The sequence below is a fragment of the Alcanivorax sp. genome (genome assembly GCF_002733835.1).
GTDB lineage: Bacteria > Pseudomonadota > Gammaproteobacteria > Pseudomonadales > Alcanivoracaceae > Alcanivorax.
The window spans coordinates 1-17,878 of sequence record NZ_NVWY01000048.1 but is presented as its reverse complement, the minus strand read 5'-3'; the positions used below and the strand labels follow the sequence as shown (position 1 = coordinate 17,878).

Annotated in this window: 14 protein-coding genes and 1 pseudogene; 3 read left to right on the top strand and 12 right to left on the bottom strand. The window is 59.5% G+C overall.

Annotation, left to right across the window (positions count from 1 at the left end):
* Nucleotides 1–66: 66 nt before the first annotated feature.
* Nucleotides 67–2,568, bottom strand: coding sequence for a glycerol-3-phosphate 1-O-acyltransferase PlsB (gene plsB, locus COA55_RS15685; protein ID WP_063520668.1), 2,502 nt, complete (start codon nt 2,566–2,568; stop codon nt 67–69).
* 193 nt (nt 2,569–2,761) lie between these two features.
* Between plsB and COA55_RS15680 the strand changes: the two genes are divergently transcribed.
* Together COA55_RS15680 and COA55_RS15675 are read left to right on the top strand one after the other, a co-directional pair.
* Entirely contained in the window at nt 2,762–3,628 is an 867-nt protein-coding gene (locus COA55_RS15680) for a Dyp-type peroxidase (RefSeq protein WP_290502904.1), read from the top strand.
* A gap of 24 nt (nt 3,629–3,652) precedes the next feature.
* Nucleotides 3,653–3,967, top strand: coding sequence for a hypothetical protein (locus COA55_RS15675; RefSeq protein WP_290502903.1), 315 nt, complete (start codon nt 3,653–3,655; stop codon nt 3,965–3,967).
* 53 nt (nt 3,968–4,020) lie between these two features.
* Here the strand turns inward: COA55_RS15675 and ccoM are convergent, their stop codons facing one another.
* The 11 genes from ccoM to map form a co-directional block, all read right to left on the bottom strand.
* The gene (gene ccoM, locus COA55_RS15670) at nt 4,021–4,149 is read right to left on the bottom strand and encodes a cytochrome c oxidase subunit CcoM (RefSeq protein WP_255342850.1); all 129 of its coding nucleotides are present in this window, start codon (nt 4,147–4,149) and stop codon (nt 4,021–4,023) included.
* 102 nt (nt 4,150–4,251) lie between these two features.
* Nucleotides 4,252–5,853 (bottom strand): aldehyde dehydrogenase family protein, encoded by a 1,602-nt coding sequence (locus COA55_RS15665; RefSeq protein ID WP_290502901.1) that lies wholly within the window; start codon nt 5,851–5,853, stop codon nt 4,252–4,254.
* Nucleotides 5,854–5,974: 121 nt separating this feature from the next.
* Entirely contained in the window at nt 5,975–8,071 is a 2,097-nt protein-coding gene (locus tag COA55_RS15660) for an FUSC family protein (RefSeq protein ID WP_290502899.1), read from the bottom strand.
* A gap of 10 nt (nt 8,072–8,081) precedes the next feature.
* A complete protein-coding gene (locus COA55_RS15655; protein ID WP_290502898.1) occupies nt 8,082–8,960 on the bottom strand; it encodes an HlyD family secretion protein in 879 nt (292 codons plus the stop codon).
* An 18-nt stretch (nt 8,961–8,978) separates the two neighbouring features.
* On the bottom strand, nt 8,979–9,179 hold the full coding sequence (locus tag COA55_RS15650; protein ID WP_290502897.1) for a DUF1656 domain-containing protein: 201 nt from the start codon (nt 9,177–9,179) through the stop codon (nt 8,979–8,981).
* 129 nt (nt 9,180–9,308) lie between these two features.
* The gene (dapE, locus tag COA55_RS15645) at nt 9,309–10,442 is read right to left on the bottom strand and encodes a succinyl-diaminopimelate desuccinylase (RefSeq protein WP_290502896.1); all 1,134 of its coding nucleotides are present in this window, start codon (nt 10,440–10,442) and stop codon (nt 9,309–9,311) included.
* 161 nt (nt 10,443–10,603) lie between these two features.
* On the bottom strand, nt 10,604–11,638 hold the full coding sequence (gene dapD / locus COA55_RS15640; protein ID WP_290502895.1) for a 2,3,4,5-tetrahydropyridine-2,6-dicarboxylate N-succinyltransferase: 1,035 nt from the start codon (nt 11,636–11,638) through the stop codon (nt 10,604–10,606).
* 88 nt (nt 11,639–11,726) lie between these two features.
* On the bottom strand, nt 11,727–12,074 hold the full coding sequence (locus COA55_RS15635) for an ArsC family reductase (RefSeq protein WP_063520670.1): 348 nt from the start codon (nt 12,072–12,074) through the stop codon (nt 11,727–11,729).
* A 169-nt stretch (nt 12,075–12,243) separates the two neighbouring features.
* Nucleotides 12,244–13,425, bottom strand: a complete 1,182-nt coding sequence (gene dapC, locus COA55_RS15630; protein WP_290502894.1) for a succinyldiaminopimelate transaminase — start codon at nt 13,423–13,425, stop codon at nt 12,244–12,246.
* 4 nt (nt 13,426–13,429) lie between these two features.
* Complete coding sequence (locus tag COA55_RS15625; RefSeq protein ID WP_290502893.1) at nt 13,430–16,102, bottom strand: [protein-PII] uridylyltransferase; 2,673 nt, start codon at nt 16,100–16,102, stop codon at nt 13,430–13,432.
* Nucleotides 16,103–16,897, bottom strand: coding sequence for a type I methionyl aminopeptidase (gene map / locus COA55_RS15620; protein ID WP_063520657.1), 795 nt, complete (start codon nt 16,895–16,897; stop codon nt 16,103–16,105).
* A gap of 298 nt (nt 16,898–17,195) precedes the next feature.
* On the opposite strand from map, the pseudogene rpsB reads away from it, so the two are divergent.
* Nucleotides 17,196–17,801, top strand: a pseudogene (gene rpsB, locus COA55_RS15615) (30S ribosomal protein S2); the annotation flags it as partial.
* Nucleotides 17,802–17,878 lie beyond the last annotated feature (77 nt).

Here is a 17,878-nt window from a genome sequence, read left to right as displayed (position 1 = left end):
CTTGATAAAAGAGGGGCGGCGGTGCCGGCGTTTATACCGGCCACCGTTGGCGGTGGCCGTTCATGATCAGGAGCCGTCAGAAGAGGCGGTAAGCAGGTTGCCTAAATTGCTTACCCGGGTGACACGCCGAATGGCGTCACTGATATCGGGGCTGAGAATACGGTTAGCCTCGTCATCCAGTGCTTCCAGTTTCTCACTGAATTCCAGTGCGCCGCTGCCGCCGGGGGTGACCAGGCCGGTGGTGTAGAGCTGGGCGATAAAGTTCTTCAGCACTACCTTGTCGAAGAATTCCGGAGAGTTGAATTCGTACAGCAAAGAAAGGCGCTGGGCTGTCTGGTGGGCCAGTTCCCCTAGCTGTTCGGCGGTAAGCATGCCGGACCCATATTGCACCAGCAGCCGGATGGTCAGGTAGTAACGCTCCAAAGAGGGCATTACGGTCTGGCCAAGATGGTCGAGCATGTCGGATTCGTGGGTATGAATCGCGGCACCGTGCAAGCAGTCATTTTCACGGCCGATCAGTTGTTCCTGCTGCAGGACGGTGACGATATTATTGACGGCAGCTGCCAGTTCCTCGTCATCCTGCCAGTGCAGGAAGTACTCGTTACGCAGGAAAGGATAGAGCAGACGCACCATGCTTTGCAGTACATCCATGCTGATGGATCGTGCATTCATTACCAGCGAGCAGATCAGGCCCGGCAGAATGAACAGGTGCAGACTGTTGTTGCGCACGTACGCCATTTGCAGGGCGGTTTTTTCATCGGTGGTAACCACGTCGCCCAGCTTGTGTTCAATACGTTCCAGGAAGTCGTGCTCCAGGCCGTACTCAATAATGGCACTGGCGTCATCGTTGGCTAGTGCCGCGTTGTCACTGTAAGGCGCTTGTTTGAGCAGGGAAATATACAGGTCCAGTTGCTGACGAAGCTGGGCAATATCCATGGTGTGCTTGGGAGAGGCCAGCAACGCCAGGCTGAGCAGATTGACCGGGTTCGCCACAGCGGCAGCATTGATGGATTCGACCACCTCCTGTCCCAGTTCTTCCACCGCATGTTTGAACCAGGGTGGATTGTCACCGGGGGCCACGGTTTCATTGCGCCATTTCGGGTTATGGCCGTCCAGATAGTCCACCAGCTTGATCGGTTCACCGAAGTTCAGGTGCACCTGGCCAAAGTGGCTACGTAGCACGGAGAGTGATTTCATCAATCCGCCCACGGATTCCTTCTGCTTTTTCTTGCCGTGCAATTCGCCGATGTAGGAGCCGGCCTCAATCACTTTTTCGTAGCCCACATAGACGGGCACAAACGCGATTGGCTTGCGTGAATCACGCAGGAAGCTGCGTACGGTCATGGCGAGCATGCCGGTACGGGGTTTGAGCATACGTCCGCTGCGGCTACGCCCGCCTTCCACAAAATATTCGATGGAAAAGCCACGTGCTGTAATGGTGTGCAGGTATTCGCTGAATACGGCGGCGTACAGGGGGTTGTCACGGAAGCTGCGGCGCATGAAGAAGGCGCCGCCGCGACGCAGAATAGTGCCCACAATGGGCAGGTTCAGGTTGATGCCGGCGGCAATATGCGGCGGTACCAGGCCGTTGCGAAACATCACGAAGGACAGCAGCAGGTAGTCAATGTGGCTGCGATGGCAGGGCACGTAGATAATTTCGTGATCGCCGGCCACCTTGGTCAGGTTGTCCATGTTGTAGAGGCGAATGCCGCCATACAGTCGGTTCCACACCCAGTTCAGAAACAGCTCCAGGGTTCGGATTACGGTGTGGGAGTAGTCGGCCGCAATTTCCATGGCGTAACCGCGGGCCTTGGCTTCCAGCTTTTCTTCACTGACGTCCTGGCGCTTCGCTTCGGCGCGAATCACTTCTCGCACCGGTATGGAATCGACCACGGTATTGGTCAGAGTGCGCCGGTGTGACAGGTCGGGGCCGATGGCCGCTTCCTGCTGACGGCGAAAGTGCACCCGCAGGATGCGCGATGCCTTGCGCACGGCCTGGTCGTCTTTCTGGCACTGGTCAACCAGGGTGCGCAGGGACATGGGGCGGCTGAACTGCACGTATAGTTGGCGGCCCTGGGTGATGATGATGAAAAATTTCTTGATAAACCCGGCCGGAGACCAGTTATCCGAAAACAGGATGCGCCACATGGAGTTTTCTTTTTCCGGACGGCGCCCCCAGAACACGGAGACGGGCACAAGCTGTACATCGGCTTCGGGGTTGGCACGCAGGGCTGCAACCAGTTTTTCCAGCCGGGGAGGGGACACCGCCCGGCGCTGACGGCGGTTACCCAGCTGGCGGCGGTAAAGCTGAAAATAACTGTGGTTGAGGTGGGTTTTTCCCAGTGTCAGGCCGCGCAGGGCAGAAGAGAGCCCCAGCTGCCGGGCGGTCTGGTCCGCCACGGCTGCGTCGGCAGCAGAGCGGTCGCTGAGAACATAGACCACCGGAGTATTGGCAGCAAGCTGCAGTTCCTTGGGATCCGAAGGGAGCGCATTGGCGCGGGTGCACAGGCGTAAAAATACGCGTATGAGGAAGAAACCTAGTCGATCCAGGCCAAGCCAAGGTGTCATAGTCGGATACAGTTAACGAATGTGAGCCAAGTGTATCGAAAGCCCTGAGCCTGGAACACCAGCGGATATTTCAATTTGTTTCAAAATTGCTGCGACTGGACGACAACGAGCGTATGGCAGGGGCCGGCGCTGATTCGACCTGCTATCATTGTGGGAATTATTCCCCGCCATGGACAGAGTGAAGGAGCCTCCGGTGTCGACACCGCAATCCGGTATTTTTGACCGCAGTTATGCCCATCATGGGTTTTTCGAGTTCAGTCTTGGCAGTGGCCACAAGACCGAGTCATTGCGCCAGGCCCTGCGTGATCTGATTGCGCTGAAGAGTGAAAAAACGCCGGTTTTACTGGGTTTCGGGCCAGATCTCTGGGCCTGCTTTGATTCGCGTTTCAGTTTTCCGCCTTTTTCTTTGGAGGGGCACATTCCGGCCACCCAGGGGGATTTGTGGGTGTGGGTGCAGGCCCGGGAGGCGGGAGACCTGTTCGATACCAGCATGCTGGTACGCCAGGCGGTGGGTGACCTGCTCGCGACCCAGCTTGAGCTAACCGCCTTTGTGTACCACGACATGCGCGATTTGACCGGTTTTGTGGATGGCATCGGCAACCCCACCGGGGAAAAGGCGGAACAGGCGACTTTTATCGCTGAGCCGCACCCCGGCGCGGGCGGTAGTTGGGTGCTGACCCAGAAATGGATTCATGACTTGGGCAAGTTCAACCGGTTACCGGTCAGTGAGCAGGAAAATGTGTTTGGCCGGACCAAGGAAGACGCCGTGGAGTTCGATGATGAGCGCATGCCCGCAGATGCCCACGTAGGACGCGTCGATGTCGACCGGGATGGTGTAGCGCAGAAAATGTGGCGTCGATCGGTCCCTTACGGTGACAGCGGCCAGCATGGCCTGTATTTCCTGGCATTTTGTTGCGAGCTGGACCGTTATGATTTTCTGCTGCGACGCATGTATGGCATTGCGGATGACTCGGTGAAAGATCGGTTGCTGGAATTTACTCGGCCGGTGATGGGCTCCTGGTGGTATGCCCCGTCCCAGGATTGGCTGGATGCGCTCTGATTCAGCGTATATTGGGGGCGTACCATGAAGACCTGTGTTTTCACTGGCCCTTCGCTGGCCTGTTTGTTGGCGCTGCTGGCAGGGTGTGAAACCGGTGGTACCCAGGTGGTGCAGTCCTATCCGGGGCAGTTTGGTGTGTCTTGCCCGCAGTGGAGCGAATGTCTTAATGCGGCGCAGCGGGCCTGTGGTGGGGTGGGGTATACCATCGAGCGGGCGGCCCCGGAAAAAGGGGAGCTGGAAGTCATCTGCCAGGATGGCAATCGTCGGCAGGAACCCTCGGCAAGTACACCGGAGCAGTTGCGCGAGCGCTGCCTGCAATCGCCAGACTATCCCTGCTGAGTCCCTGCCGAGCGCTACAAAGCGAAAGCGTATGACGAGCAGGGTGCCTGGCGTCAGTCTTTCCCGTTCTGTGTGTCGTCGTCGCCGGAATCCAGCCAGATAAACAGGGCAAAACACCCGGCGAAGACCAGAATGCCGGCAATCACGGCGATTCCTGCCAGAACCACGCTGTCCATATACATAAAAAATCCTCCCGGAGCCTGTCTCGGTAGCATGACAGGTTCCGGGAGGATAGTGATGATGCAGGTCAACATTTGCCACCGGAAGCCGGTAGCGACACAGACCTAGTCGCCGGTTTTCCAGCCGGTGAACATTTTCTTCACCAGGAAGGGCGTGAGCTTCAATGAGGCGCCGAGCCACTGGCCAACGCTGGACGGGAAAACGAACAGCAGGGCGTTCTTGATGCCGTTGTAGGTGGCTTGATCAAACGGGTACCAGAAAATATTGCGTTTGGACGGCAGAATATCCCAGTTCACCACTTTCGCCTGCGTCATTTCTTCCAGCCCTTCCGGGCCATGGGTGCGGCCAATGCCGGATTCCTTCCCGCCACCCCAGGGGGTTTCGGACAGGCCGTGGCTGTAAAGATGATCGTTTACGGTGGTAACCCCGGATTGCAAGCGGGCGGCAATGGCTCGGCCGCGTTTGTTGTCTTTAGTCCACACCGAGGAGGTCAGCGCCAGATGCGAATCGTTGGCTTTGCGAATGGCCTCTTCTTCATTGGCCACACGTTGTACTGCGATCAACGGGCCAAAGGTTTCATCGCACATGGTAAGCATGTCGTCGGTGACCTGGGTGAGCAGGGTGGCGGGGAAGAAGAAGCCGTTTTCCACATTGCCCACCGGGCGTGACTGGGCTTCGATGCGGGCGCCTTTGGCCAACGCATCTTCCACGTGCTGCTGCACGGTGCGCAGCTGACCGGCCGTGGTCAGGCTGCCGATATCCACATCAAAACCGTTGCAGCCGATGCCGTGGCGCAGTTGGCGAGTCTTCTTGGCCAGCAAGTCCACGAATTGGTCGTACACCGCATCCACCACATAGACGCGTTCCACGCCGCCACAGCTTTGCCCGGCATTCTGGTAGCCGGCCCAGGCGGCGCCGTTGGTGGCACGCTCCAGATCCGCGTCTTCCAGCACCAGCATGGGGTCATTGCCGCCCAGCTCCAGGGAAACCGGTGTCAGCGTTTGCGCGGCCTGGGCCATCAACGTTTTGCCCGCAGGTACCGAGCCGGTGAAGAACAGCTTGTCGATGCCGTTATCGAAAAAGCCGGTGGCCACTTTGGAGCCAGAGCCGACGATGTGTTGGAACAGGCCTTGGGGAAGTTCGCCGGCCGCGACGATTTGTTCGATGGCGCGGCCTACCGCCGGAGTGGCGGCGGCCACTTTCAGCATCACGCCATTGCCGGCCATCAGGGCCATGACGATTTCGCCGAAGGGAATCGACAAGGGGTAGTTCCAGGGGCTGATGATGCCCACCACGCCCAGTGGCACGCGCAGCATGTGGGTGCGCTTGTTGAAGAACAGGATGCTGCCAGCAGGGCGGTTACGCTCTTTCAGGTAATGCTCGGCGTTTTTTGCATACCACTTGCAGGCCAGGGCACAGGGCAACACTTCGGTGGCCAGGGCATCGGTAAGGGTTTTGCCGTTGCTTTCGCTGACGGTGCGCGCCAGATCATCCGCACGATCGACGATGTAGCTGCGCATCATCTGAATATGGCGAGCCCGTTCCTTGAAGGATTTGGCTGCCCAGATGGCTTGCGCCTCGCGGGCCTTGGCCAGCATTTGAGGCAAGGCGTCCAGGTTGGTTTCGCTCAGTTCGGCGACGGCGGTGCCAGTGGCGGGGTTGGTATCGACCACCACCTTGGCGGTCAGCTTTTCTTGTGCAGTCATGTGAAGGGGACTCCATCACGGCAGGCCGCAGTGGGCGGCCCGCAGGCTATTCGGGGCGTTAGGGAAACATAGAGTAAACACGCTGGCTAGGGCCTGTCGACAGGAATTTAGGGCGCTCCGGCTAGCGGCTACCGGACGTGTTCGCAGCTGGGGCATCCAGCTCTGCGGTCCCGGCGAGGCGCGCGGCCATCCGCTCGAAGGTCAGGGCGATGCGTTCCACGGCCCCGGCAATCAGTTCCTGGTTCCGCTGCTCCATGTTGCCGGCCTCGGCCATGGCGGTTTTCAGGCGTTCGGAGTCGGCGCGAAAACGGTCATCGCAATGCCCCCGGGCGCAGGCCTGGTAGGCATCCGCCAGGGACTGTTGCCATTGTGCTGCGCTGTCCTGCAGCGCAGGGGACGTCTGGGTATTGATACGCCCTTGTACCCATAGGGAAACCTGGCCCAGGTTGAGGCCGGTCAGCCCCAGATCGGTAAAGTGACGGCGTTCTTCGGGCAGGGCCTTGTCACAGATAGTGAGCCAGCGAAGACGATCTGCCATGCGGGCGTTGAAGCCTTCTTCGTTAATACGGTGGCGATGATGGCCAATCATCGCCAGATCCTGGGCGGTATCGCGAATCAGCCGCCGGCGCAGGCCCGGGCCATTGGGGGGCGTAATCAGGCGGAACATCATGTAGGCGATAAAGATGCCACCGGTAATAGCCAGGCCGTTGCTGGCTACGCGGGCCACATCAAAATCCATGGCGTTACCGGGCTGCACCAGGATGATGTACGGAGTGCAGAACCCCAGGCCGTAGGCCAGGGTGGTCGGATTGCTGATGGCCAGTAGCGCCACGAACAGCGGTGCGCCAAGAATCAGGATCAGTAACGGAAAGTCACCGTTGCTCAGGGCCAGCAGGGGCAGGGTGAAAAACAGGGCGACGGGGGCCGCGAGCACGGAGGTGATGGTGGCCCGGCGCAGTACCACATCCGGTTCGGGCAGGCGGGCAAAAAGGATGGTGAAGATCACCGGCATGATCATCAACATGATGGCCATGGGGCTGGCTGTGCCAATCCATAACCCGGCGGCGATCATGAATACCAGGGCGCTGCGAATCCCCACGGCGGCGGCGATCTGCAGGTCACGGTAGGGTTTGAGACCCTGCGGGCGCAGTTGCATGTCCTTGCTGAAATGCAGGGCGCGGTTGGCTTCCAGGGCGAGAATAATGTCGGCGGTCAGGTTCAGGGCGACCTGGAAAAAGCGTCGTTGCAGCGGGGAGGCGTCGTCGTCCTGTTCGCCGCTGGCGGTTCGTAATTGCTGGCGCAGACTCTGTACTTCTTCCATGGCGTCTTCGGCGGACTGGGTTTCGCGCATGCGTTTGAAGGATTGGCGCAGCGATTCGAGCATGTCCTGCAGGGCGGGTGTCAGCAAGTCACCGTGGTTGCGCATCAGGCGGCCGATGACCCGGATGCGGGCGATCAACGACAGGGTCTTGTGGCAGATAACGGTGGCAGCGCGGGCCCTGCCCGGGCCTTGGGCGCCTTCGTAGAGGACGGCGCTGCTGTCATCACTCAGGGGAAAAATGCTCTGTAGCAGAGTGTCCACCTGAATGTGGCGCTGGGCGTGTGTGCCTGACGGGTTGAGTTCCAGTTCCAGGTAGGCAAGGGTCTGGTTGAGGGCGCCACGGGCGTGCTTCTGCAGCAGGTGGCTGACGCGGGCAGGCCACAGCAGGTTGCTGACCAGGGTTGCGCAAACCGCGCCGACAATAATTTCGCTAACACGGGCATTGGCCACATGAAAAATGCCAACGCTGGAGGTCGTGGTGGGGTTGGCGATGGAGATCACCACAATCAGCGTTGCAGTGATGCCGGCCATGGCAAAGCCATAAATGAAATTGGCTTGCCGTACCCAGGCAGAAGCCGCCGCATTGAGGCCGATCCACAGGGTCAGGGCCAACAGTGCCATGAACGGGTAGGGCAGCAAGGTGGCCAGGATCAACAGGCCCATGGCCCCGCCCACCAGGGTGCCGCCGATCTGGCACAGGCCCTTTTCAATCACCAGGCCGGTTTCCGGCCGGACCTGCAGAAACACCGCAGAAATAAGCGCCCAGTAGGGCCGCTCAAGTTGCATGAGCATTGCCAGGTAAAGCGCCAGGCTCATGGCGATAATGCCCTTGAGTGCAAAGAGCACGGAATGACGCTCCGGTGTGAGAATGACGGCCAGGCGGGGCGGCAAAGTCATGGCAGGCCAATCATTGCGTGGTGGGTGCGTCGTGCAGGCGCACGGTGGCGGTCATGCCGGCGGCCAGCAGGATGTCATCAGGGATTGACTCCAGTTCGATGTGCACCGGAATGCGCTGGGCCAGCCGCACCCAGTTGAAGGTCTGCTGTACCTGCGGGAGCAGCTGCCGGTCGGTCTGGGTGTTGGCATTGGCGATGGCCTGACCCACGCTGGTGACTTTTCCCTGCAGGGTGCGCGAGCCATTCATGAGGGTCACGGAGGCGTCCTGGCCCACGTGCACCAGTGGCAATTTGGTTTCCTCGAAATAACCGGTGACATAGAAACTGTCGGCTTTGACCATGGAAACCACCGGGCTGCCCTGATTGACAAAATTGCCTTGCTGCAGGGTCAGGTTGACGATGGTGCCGTCCGCCGGGGCATGAATGCGGGTGCGCTCAAGATTGATGTTGGCGCTGTCTCGTTCGGCCTTGGCCAGGGCCACATTGGCTTTGGCCAGTTGAGCCTGAATGCTGGCGCTCTCCAGGGCTTCCTTGCTGATGCTGTTATTGCTGCTGCGGTGCAGCTCCTGGCGGCGCTGATACTGGTGCTGGGCAAGGCGCAGGGCTTCCTGCTGGTAGAGCAGCTGGGCGTCGGCCTTGGCCAACGCCGCCTGGTAGCGGGTGTCATCGATGCGGAACAGCGGGTCGCCCTGGCTGACGCTCTGATTGTCTTCAATGTTGAGTTCACGGACCCAGCCGGAGACATCTGGCGAGAGGGTGATGATTTCTGCGCGCACTTTGCCGTCCCGGGTCCAGGGCGCGTAAAGGTAGTAGTTCCATACCCAGTTGCCGGCGATCAGGGCCAGGATGACCAGAACGACGGTGACCAGAATTCGAAGCGATTGTTGCATGGCGCGTCCTTGGGTCAGTCAGCTCAATAGCCGCAGTGAAAGAGCAACAAAACAGACGAACAGGGAAAGGTAGAACCAGGCGCCTTTCCAGACCTGGCGATGCCAGCCCAGCTGTTTAAGCAGCAGGTGAGACACCAGGGTGAGTACCAGTGCCAGCAGCACCAGTAATACCATGGGGCTGAACAGCATGCCGCCCACGGGGATTTCATGCAGCCACATGGTGCCTCCCGATCCGTGATGGAGCTTTTATAGTAGGGGCAGTTTGCCTGAATTTGTAGCAGGCTGCTGCGCCTGCCTGATACGCCCACGTTTTGGGTCAGGGCATTCAGGCAGAAGCGCCGGGGATATTTATACTGAGGTCATCAGGTGCTGGAGCAGCCGCTGATAGATCTGCGTCAGGGTGTCCAGTTCGCTGATGCTGGTGTGCTCGTCCACCTTGTGGATGGTGGCGTTGGTGGGGCCCAGCTCCACCACCTGCGTGCCGGTGGGGGCGATAAAGCGGCCATCGCTGGTGCCGCCGGCGGTGGACAGTTCGGTGTCCAGCTCGGTGACATCGCGGATGGCATTGACGGCCGCGTCCACCAGAGCGCCGCGGTCGGTGAGAAACGGCTGGCCGGACAGGGTCCATTGCAGATCATAGTCCAGGCCATGTTTGTCAAAGATGGCTTCGGTGCGCTCGCGCAGAATGGCGTCGGTGAGCTCAGTGGAGAAACGGAAATTGAAAATGATTTCGCAGGTGCCGGGAATCACGTTGGTGGCACCGGTGCCGCCGTTGATGTTGGAAATCTGGAAACTGGTGGCAGGGAAAAAATCGTTACCCTGATCCCACACGGTGGTTGCCAGTTCCGCCAGTGCCGGGGCCACATCATGTACCGGGTTGCGGGCCAGATGCGGGTAGGCCACATGGCCCTGGATGCCTTTTACGGTGAGCCTGGCGCCCAGCGAGCCCCGGCGACCGTTCTTGATCACGTCACCGACAGTGTTGGTGGATGACGGCTCCCCAACCAGACAGTAATCCATGTGTTCCTGGCGAGCCTGCAGGTGTTCCACCACCTTGACGGTGCCGTTAACCGATGGCCCTTCTTCATCGGCGGTGATCAGAAAAGCCAGGCTGCCGTTATGGTCCGGGTGGGCGGCGATAAAGTCTTCCATGGCCACCATCATGGCGGCGATGGAGCCTTTCATGTCGGCGGTCCCGCGCCCGTACAGCAGGTCGCCTTCCTCGGTGGGGGTGAACGGATCGTATTTCCAGGCGGCGACGTCGCCGGTGGGCACCACATCGGTATGGCCGGCGAAAGCGAATACCGGCCCCTGCTTGCCGCGACGGGCCCACAGGTTGCGCACTTCCTCGAACCACAGGGTTTCACATTCGAATCCCAGCGCTTCGAGCTTTTCGATCATCCAGTCCTGACAGCCTTCGTCTTCAGGCGTGACGGACGCGCGGCGGATGAGTTCCTTGGTGTAGTCGAGGGTGCGGGACATGGGTATTCCAGTATCGGTGATTCGAAGCCGCTGTAGGAGCACCTCTCGAGGTGCGAACCGGTTTGGGAGAACCCCGGTGGCTGGTCCGCACCTCGAGAGGTGCTCCTACAGAGATTATGCGGACACGCCGGCGTGTTGCGTGAAGCGTGCCGCGTGTTGCGTTAGTTATGCTTATGCAGCTCTTCGTTCAGGGCAATGGCGCTCTTGTTGGTGAGGCACTGCACGGCACCGCTGAGGGTGTCACGACGGAACAGCAGGTCGGATTGGCCAGCCAGGTCGCGGGCTTTCACGGTGTTGGCAATTTCGCCCTTGTCGTCCAGCAGTTGCACCTTGGAGCCGGAGGTGATGTACAGGCCGGCTTCGATGGTGCAGCGATCGCCCAGCGGAATGCCGGTGCCGGCATTGGCGCCCAGCAGGCAGCCTTCGCCCAGAGAAATGATGATGTTGCCGCCGCCGGACAGGGTGCCCATGGTGGACGCGCCACCGCCGATGTCGGAGCCTTTGCCCACAAACACGCCAGCGGAGATGCGGCCTTCGATCATGCCCGGGCCTTCAGTGCCGGCGTTAAAGTTGATGAAGCCTTCGTGCATGATGGTGGTGCCTTCGCCTACATAAGCGCCCAGGCGAACCCGTGAGGTATCGGCGATACGCACGCCGGCAGGCACCACGTAGTCGGTCATCTTGGGGAACTTGTCCACGCTGTTCACTTCCAGCACCTTGCCGTTCAGGCGGGCCAGCAGTTGACGCTCGGGCAGCTCTTCCAGGTCCACGGCACCTTCATTGGTCCAGGCCACGTTGGGCAGCAGCGGGAACATGCCGGACAGGTTAACGCCGTGGGGTTTCACCAGACGGTGCGAGATCAAGTGCAGCTTGAGATAGGCTTCCGGGGTGGTGGCAGGCTCGGCGTCTGTTTCCAGCACAGTCAGCACCACCGGGCGATCGGATTCCTGAAACGCAACGGCATAGCTGGCTTCGTGCTCAAAACCGGCTTCACGCCATTCGCGGGCAATATGCTGAACCTGGCGGTGGGTCAGCTCCATGGCTGCGTTGCCGCCCTGGTAATCCAGCTCGTCGCGAATCACGTCGATCAGCTTGGCGTCCGGGTTAAGAGCCGGATCCGGGTAAAAGACTTCGAGCCAGTTGTCGTTACGGTTCTTGGTGCCGCAACCCAGTGCGATGGCGAAAAAATTACTCATGATGTCTCCTGACGTCGAGCTGGAGGCCTTGTGCCTGAAGCCGGACGTTGATCGGTAGTGTCGGGCATCCGGCGTTGGGCGTCCGGCGTTATTTCAATGTGGTTTCCCACTCGTCGGCCTTGAAGCCGGCGAGAATGAAATCGTTGCTTTGCAAAATCGGGCGCTTGATGACAGACGCATTTTCCATGGCCAGATTGACGGATTTCTCCGTGTTCATGGATTCCTTGACAGCATCGTCCAGTTTGCGCCAAGTGGTGCCGCGTTTGTTGATCACGGTTTCCCAACCCAGGGCTTCCAGCCATTGGCGTAATCGTTGTTCCGGCACGCCTTCTTTCTTGTAGTCGTGAAAGTGATAGGCCACGCCGTTGTCATCCAGCCATTTCATGGCTTTCTTCATGGTATCGCAGTTCTTGATACCGAAGACGGTCAGTTCCATGTTTAGTCCTTTTTAAACCTTTTGCGCAGACGCGTTTGCTTCGGTTGCGAGTAACGAGTAACGAGTTTCGAGTTTCGAAAAACCTGGAACGTCGAGGTTTGATTTTCGAAACTCGCTTCTCGTAACTCGATAACCCTTTCTTGAAAGCCAGCGTGGTCCTGCGGTGATGCTATAGCGTATCCAGCAGTACCTTGATCCGCTGTGCACCTTCAATACATTCCTCCAGCGGGGCCACCAGCGCCATGCGTACCCGGTTTTCCCCCGGATTTTTACCATTGATGGTGCGTGATAAATAGCGGCCGGGTAACACGGTGACGTTGTGTTCGGCCTGCAAACGCTGGGCGAAAGCTTCGTCGCTGATGGGCGTTTTAGGCCACAAATAGAAGCCCGCTGCCGGGGCGGATACCTTAAGGGGGCCGCCAAGAATGTCCAGTACTGCGTCGAATTTTTCCCGATACAGTGCCCGGTTGGTTTGTACATGTTTTTCGTCATTCCAGGCGGCGATGCTGGCCAGCTGGTGATGAATGGGCATGGCACAACCGTGATAGGTGCGGTAACGCAGAAACCGTTGCAGCACTTCGCTGTCGCCGGCGGCAAAACCGGAGCGCAGCCCGGGCAGATTGGAGCGCTTGGACAGGGAGTGGAAGACCACGCAACGACGGTAGTCGTGACGGCCCATCTCGGCGCAGGCTTCCAACAGCCCGGCGGGAGGGGTGTCGCGATAGATTTCCGAATAGCACTCGTCTGAGGCGATAACAAAATCGTACTTATCCGCCAGCTGAATCAGGGCCTTGAGTTGGGCCTTGCTGAGCGTGGCCCCGGTGGGGTTGCCCGGGGTACAAATGAACAGCAGCTGGGTACGAGTCCAGGTGTCTTCACTGACCGCATCGAAGTCCGGCTGCAAGCCGGTGGCATCCGTACAGGGCAGATACATGGGCTCGCCACCGGCCAACAGCGTGGCGCCTTCGTAAATCTGGTAGAAGGGGTTGGGCATCAATACCAGCGGCTGGCGCTGGCGATCCACCACCGCCTGGGTAAAGGAAAACAGGGCTTCCCGGGTGCCGTTTACCGGCAACACCTGGCTGGCCGGGTCGATGCTTTGCAGGTGAAAGCGGCGCTTGAGCCACTGGCCGATGGCCTCACTCAATTCCGGGATCCCGGCGGTGGTCGGGTAGTTGGATAGTCGTGCGGTGCTGTCTTTTAATACCTGCTGCACAAAATCCGGCGACGGGTGTTTGGGCTCGCCGATGGACAGGGCAATGGGCGACTTGTCCGATTGGGGCAAGCCGCTGAACAGGGTCTTCAATTTTTCAAACGGGTAGGGGTGCAACCGTTCCAGATCTGGGTTCATAGGGTCAGGTGTTTCCGTTGTTCTTGTCGTCGAGTTCTTGCTTGAGGGTCTGCTGCAGTTCCTGGCACAACGTCGGGTCGGAAACCGGCTCGCCATCAAGGTCGGTAATGAAGAAAACGTCTTCGGCGCGTTCGCCCAGGGTGGCAATGCGGGCATTCTGCACCAGAATCTCGAAGCGCATGAAGATGCGCCCGATATGAGCCAGCAGGCCGGGGCGGTCCAGGGTCTGGATGTCCACGGCGGTACGGTCGTTGACGATGTCGTTGCTGATCACTACCTGGGTGGGCACATCAAAGTGTTTGTTGCGCCGGGGCATGCGGCGGCTCACCGTGGTGGCATAACGGTCCGGGTGCTTCAGGGTTTCGGTGAGCGTCTTGCGGATTTGCTCGATGCGCGCCCAGTCTTCGCCGATAGGCGTGCCATGTTCGTCCAGCACGATGTAGGTGTCCAGGCTGAAGCCGTCCGCGCTGGTGATAATGCGCGCGTCCATGATGGTCAGGCCCAGGCTGTCCAGGGCGTTCACGGTGGCGCTGAACAGGTTGCGGGTGTCCGGGGTGTAAATAAAGATCTGCGATCCGCCGGCCAGCACGCTCTGGCTCGATTCGCGAATCAGTACCAGTGGGTCGTCCGGGTCTTCCCGGTCGAGCAAGGCTTCGGTGTGCCAGGAAATATCCCGTGGGGTTTCCCGCAGGAAGTATTCGTCGCCGATGTTGCTCCACAGTGCTTCGATTTTGGCGCCGTCGTGGTCGCGGTCCGTGAGCAGCCGCAGGGCCGCGTCGCGGGTTTCGTCGATCCAGTCCTGTTTTTCCACCGGGTTGTTGAGGCCACGGCGCAGGGCGCGCTTGGTTTCGGTGTACAGCTGACGTAACAGGGAGGCGCGCCAGGAATTCCACAGGGTCGGGTTGGTGGCGTTGATGTCGGCCACGGTGAGCACGTAGAGATAATCCAGGTGCACCAGATCGCCCACCTTGCGGGCAAAATCGTAGACCACGTCCGGATCGGAGATGTCCTTGCGTTGGGCGGTGACGCTCATGGTCAGGTGGTTGCGTACCAGCCAGGCCACCAGCTTGCCGTCCCAGGCGGTGAGACCGTGGCGTTGGCAGAAAGCGATGGCATCGTCCGCGCCGAGTTCGGAATGGTCGCCACCGCGGCCCTTGGCGATATCGTGATAGAGGCCGGAGGCGTACAGCAACTCGGGCTTGGGCAGGCGATAGAACACTTCGCTGGCCAGCGGGAATTCTTCGCGCAGGTCTTCGTAGCGCAGCCGGCGCATGTTTTTGATCACCAGCAGGGTGTGGGCATCCACGGTGTAAATATGGAAGAGGTCGTACTGCATCATGCCGATGATGCCGCCGAATTCCGGCAGGTACTTGCCCAGGATGCCGTAGCGTTTCATGCGGCGCAGCTGGGAGAACAGGGCATGGGGGCTGCGCAGCAGCTGCATGAACAGGTCGGTGTTGACCGGGTTGTTACGGAAGGCGTCGTCGATCTGGCGGCGATTGTAGATCAGCGCGCGGACGGTGGAGGCGCGAATGCCTTTCAGGTCCGGGTTCTGGGCCATCAGCACAAAGGCTTCCAGCAGGGCGCTGGGGTGTTGCTCGAAGACATCCGGGCTGCTGATTTCCAGGTAATCGTTGCGCACCTGGAAGCGGCGGTTGAGCGGGCGTACCTGCTCCTGGGTGTCGCTGCGCAGAATGACTTCATCAAATAGCTGCAGCAGCATTTCGTTGAGCACGGACAGGGCCAGGGCTACCCGGTAGAAGCCCTTCATGAAGTGCTCTACCGCCAGGTTGGCGCTGGAATCCTCGTGGCCGAGGCGGTCAGCCAGTTGGCGCTGATGATCGAACAACAGGCGGTTTTCGTTGCGCTCGGTCTGGACATGCAGCTGCCAGCGCACTTCCCAGAGGTAGTCCAGGCATTTGCGCAGCACGCCGTATTCTTCCGGGGTAAGGAAGCCGTCGCTGACCAGGGCTTCCAGGCTGTCGGCGTTGAAGTGACGCTTGGCGACCCAGGCGATCATTTGCACGTCGCGCAGGCCGCCCGGGGCATTTTTCAGGTCGGGTTCGAGATTGTATTCGGTGTCATTGAAGCGCTTGTGTCGGGCGGTCTGTTCTTCCCATTTGGCGGCGAAGAAGGCGGCAGAATCCCACATGTGCTCCGGGCCGGTGCGGTCTTCCAGCTGCTCGCGCAGGGTGTCGTTGCCGGCGAGAGTGCGCGCTTCCATGATATTGGTGGCCACGGTAATGTCTTCCCGCGCCAGCTCCACGCATTCGTCCAGGGTGCGCACCGCATGGCCGATTTCCAGGCCCATATCCCAAAGAAAGGCCACGAACCGCTCAAGGTTGTCGCACAGCGCCTGTTCCGGGGTGTCGGCGAGCAGCACCAGCAGATCCACATCGGAGCAGGGGTGCAATTCCCCGCGGCCGTAGCCGCCGACAGCCACCAGCGCTACGTCATCGCGGTCGGACAGACCAAACAGGGACCAGGCTGCGATCATCACCTGGTCCACCATTGTGGCTCTTGTCTGGACCAGCTCGGTAATGTCGGTGGCCTCAAAGGCCTGATTCAGCCGCTCCTGGCCCTGGGCCAGATACTGGCGGGCGTATTGGCCCGGCTGGGCGCTTTCCTGCAAGGCGTCGAGCAGGGAGTCCTGGGATATTGCGGGTAGCAATGACACTTAATAGAGGTCCGTTTCTTCGCTGCGGGCGGTGAGCACTTCATAGCCATCGGCGGTGACCGCGATGGTGTGCTCCCACTGCGCGGACAACTTGCGGTCTTTGGTGACCACGGTCCAGGCGTCGGGCAGCAGTTTATTGGCGGCTTTGCCGGCGTTGATCATGGGTTCGATGGTGAACACCATGCCTTCCTGCAATTCAAGACCCGTGCCAGGCTTGCCGTAGTGCACCACCTGGGGTTCTTCATGGAAGCCCTCGCCGATGCCGTGACCGCAGTATTCGCGGACCACAGAGAAGCGTTCGCCCTCGGCCATTTTTTGAATCCGATGACCAATGTCGCCGAGCTGTATGCCGGGCCGGACCATGCGGATACCGGCCAGCATGCATTCACGGGTGGTTTCCACCAGTCGGCGGGCCAATACGGAGGGCTCGCCCACGTAAAACATCTTCGAGGTGTCGCCATGCCAGCCGTTCTTGATGACGGTGACATCGATATTGACGATATCACCGGTTTTCAGGGCTTTGCGGTCGCTGGGAATGCCGTGGCAGACCACATGGTTCACCGAGGTGCATACCGATTTGGGAAAAGGCATGCGACCGGGGGCGCCGCCATAGCCCAGAGGCGCAGGAATCGCCTGCTGTTTGTTGACGATATGGTCGTGGCAGATGCGGTCCAGTTCCTCGGTGGTGACCCCCGGCTTGACGTACTCGCCGATCATTTCCAGGACTTCGGCGGCCAGCTTGCCCGCTTCACGCATTTGCTCGATTTGCTCGGGGGTTTTAATGACGACATTCATGAGGCTTGGGGAAACTCCTGCTTTTTCAGTGAGTTGGGCGGGGCTTGGGCAAAGCATTTTGGGCCGGGTAGACACCTTTGCGTTGCCTGTGAGGGGCGGCTGTGGTATAAAGCGCGCGCTTTCCCGCTCTGCGTCGGTCAACAGACGACGGTGTCGCATTGTAACCGCCGATGAGTGGGGAAGGAAATCACACATGCCCCGTCACATAGCCCTGGGTGCCTTCTGGTCTGTAAGTTGGACCGATTTGGTTGGGTTTATGCGGGGGCGTGGAGGCCTAACCCAAAGTGGAGTACTAACAATGTCTAGCGTAACTATGCGCGATATGCTGAAAGCGGGCGTGCACTTCGGTCACCAAACCCGTTACTGGAATCCGAAGATGAATGCTTACATCTTCGGCGCCCGCAACAAGATTCACATCATCAACCTGGAGCAGACCCTGCCCCTGTTCAACGACGCCATGGCGTTCCTGAACAAGCTGGCGGCCAGCAACAACAAGATCCTGTTTGTTGGTACCAAGCGTGCGGCGCAGAAAGCGGTGAGCGAAGAAGCCCAGCGTTGCGGTATGCCCTATGTGGATCACCGTTGGTTGGGCGGCATGCTCACCAACTGGAAAACCATTCGTCAGTCCATCAAGCGTTATCGTGAGCTGGAAGCCCAGTTCCAGGATGGCACTTTTGACAAACTGACCAAGAAAGAAGCCCTGATGCGCAAGCGCGAGATGGACAAGCTCGAGCGTTCCATCGGTGGTATCAAGGACATGGGCGGCCTGCCTGACGCACTGTTCGTGATCGACGTGGATCACGAAGACATCGCGCTGCAGGAAGCTCGCAAGCTGGGGATCCCGGTTGTTGCAGTGGTTGATACCAACTCCAACCCGGACGGCGTTGATTACGTCATTCCCGGCTATTCCACACTGCTCGAATTATCAATACCGTAATCTTACTGAAACTTGTTATCGAGGATTATGTTAATCATATCGCA

Coding starts and splice junctions, on each gene's coding strand:
- plsB (WP_063520668.1), bottom strand. CDS start 2,568: ATGACACCTTGGCTTGGCCTGGATCGACTAGGTTTCTTCCTCATACGC.
- COA55_RS15675 (WP_290502903.1), top strand. CDS start 3,653: ATGAAGACCTGTGTTTTCACTGGCCCTTCGCTGGCCTGTTTGTTGGCG.
- ccoM (WP_255342850.1), bottom strand. CDS start 4,149: ATGTATATGGACAGCGTGGTTCTGGCAGGAATCGCCGTGATTGCCGGC.
- COA55_RS15665 (WP_290502901.1), bottom strand. CDS start 5,853: ATGACTGCACAAGAAAAGCTGACCGCCAAGGTGGTGGTCGATACCAAC.
- COA55_RS15660 (WP_290502899.1), bottom strand. CDS start 8,071: ATGACTTTGCCGCCCCGCCTGGCCGTCATTCTCACACCGGAGCGTCAT.
- COA55_RS15655 (WP_290502898.1), bottom strand. CDS start 8,960: ATGCAACAATCGCTTCGAATTCTGGTCACCGTCGTTCTGGTCATCCTG.
- COA55_RS15650 (WP_290502897.1), bottom strand. CDS start 9,179: ATGTGGCTGCATGAAATCCCCGTGGGCGGCATGCTGTTCAGCCCCATG.
- dapE (WP_290502896.1), bottom strand. CDS start 10,442: ATGTCCCGCACCCTCGACTACACCAAGGAACTCATCCGCCGCGCGTCC.
- dapD (WP_290502895.1), bottom strand. CDS start 11,638: ATGAGTAATTTTTTCGCCATCGCACTGGGTTGCGGCACCAAGAACCGT.
- COA55_RS15635 (WP_063520670.1), bottom strand. CDS start 12,074: ATGGAACTGACCGTCTTCGGTATCAAGAACTGCGATACCATGAAGAAA.
- dapC (WP_290502894.1), bottom strand. CDS start 13,425: ATGAACCCAGATCTGGAACGGTTGCACCCCTACCCGTTTGAAAAATTG.
- map (WP_063520657.1), bottom strand. CDS start 16,897: ATGAATGTCGTCATTAAAACCCCCGAGCAAATCGAGCAAATGCGTGAA.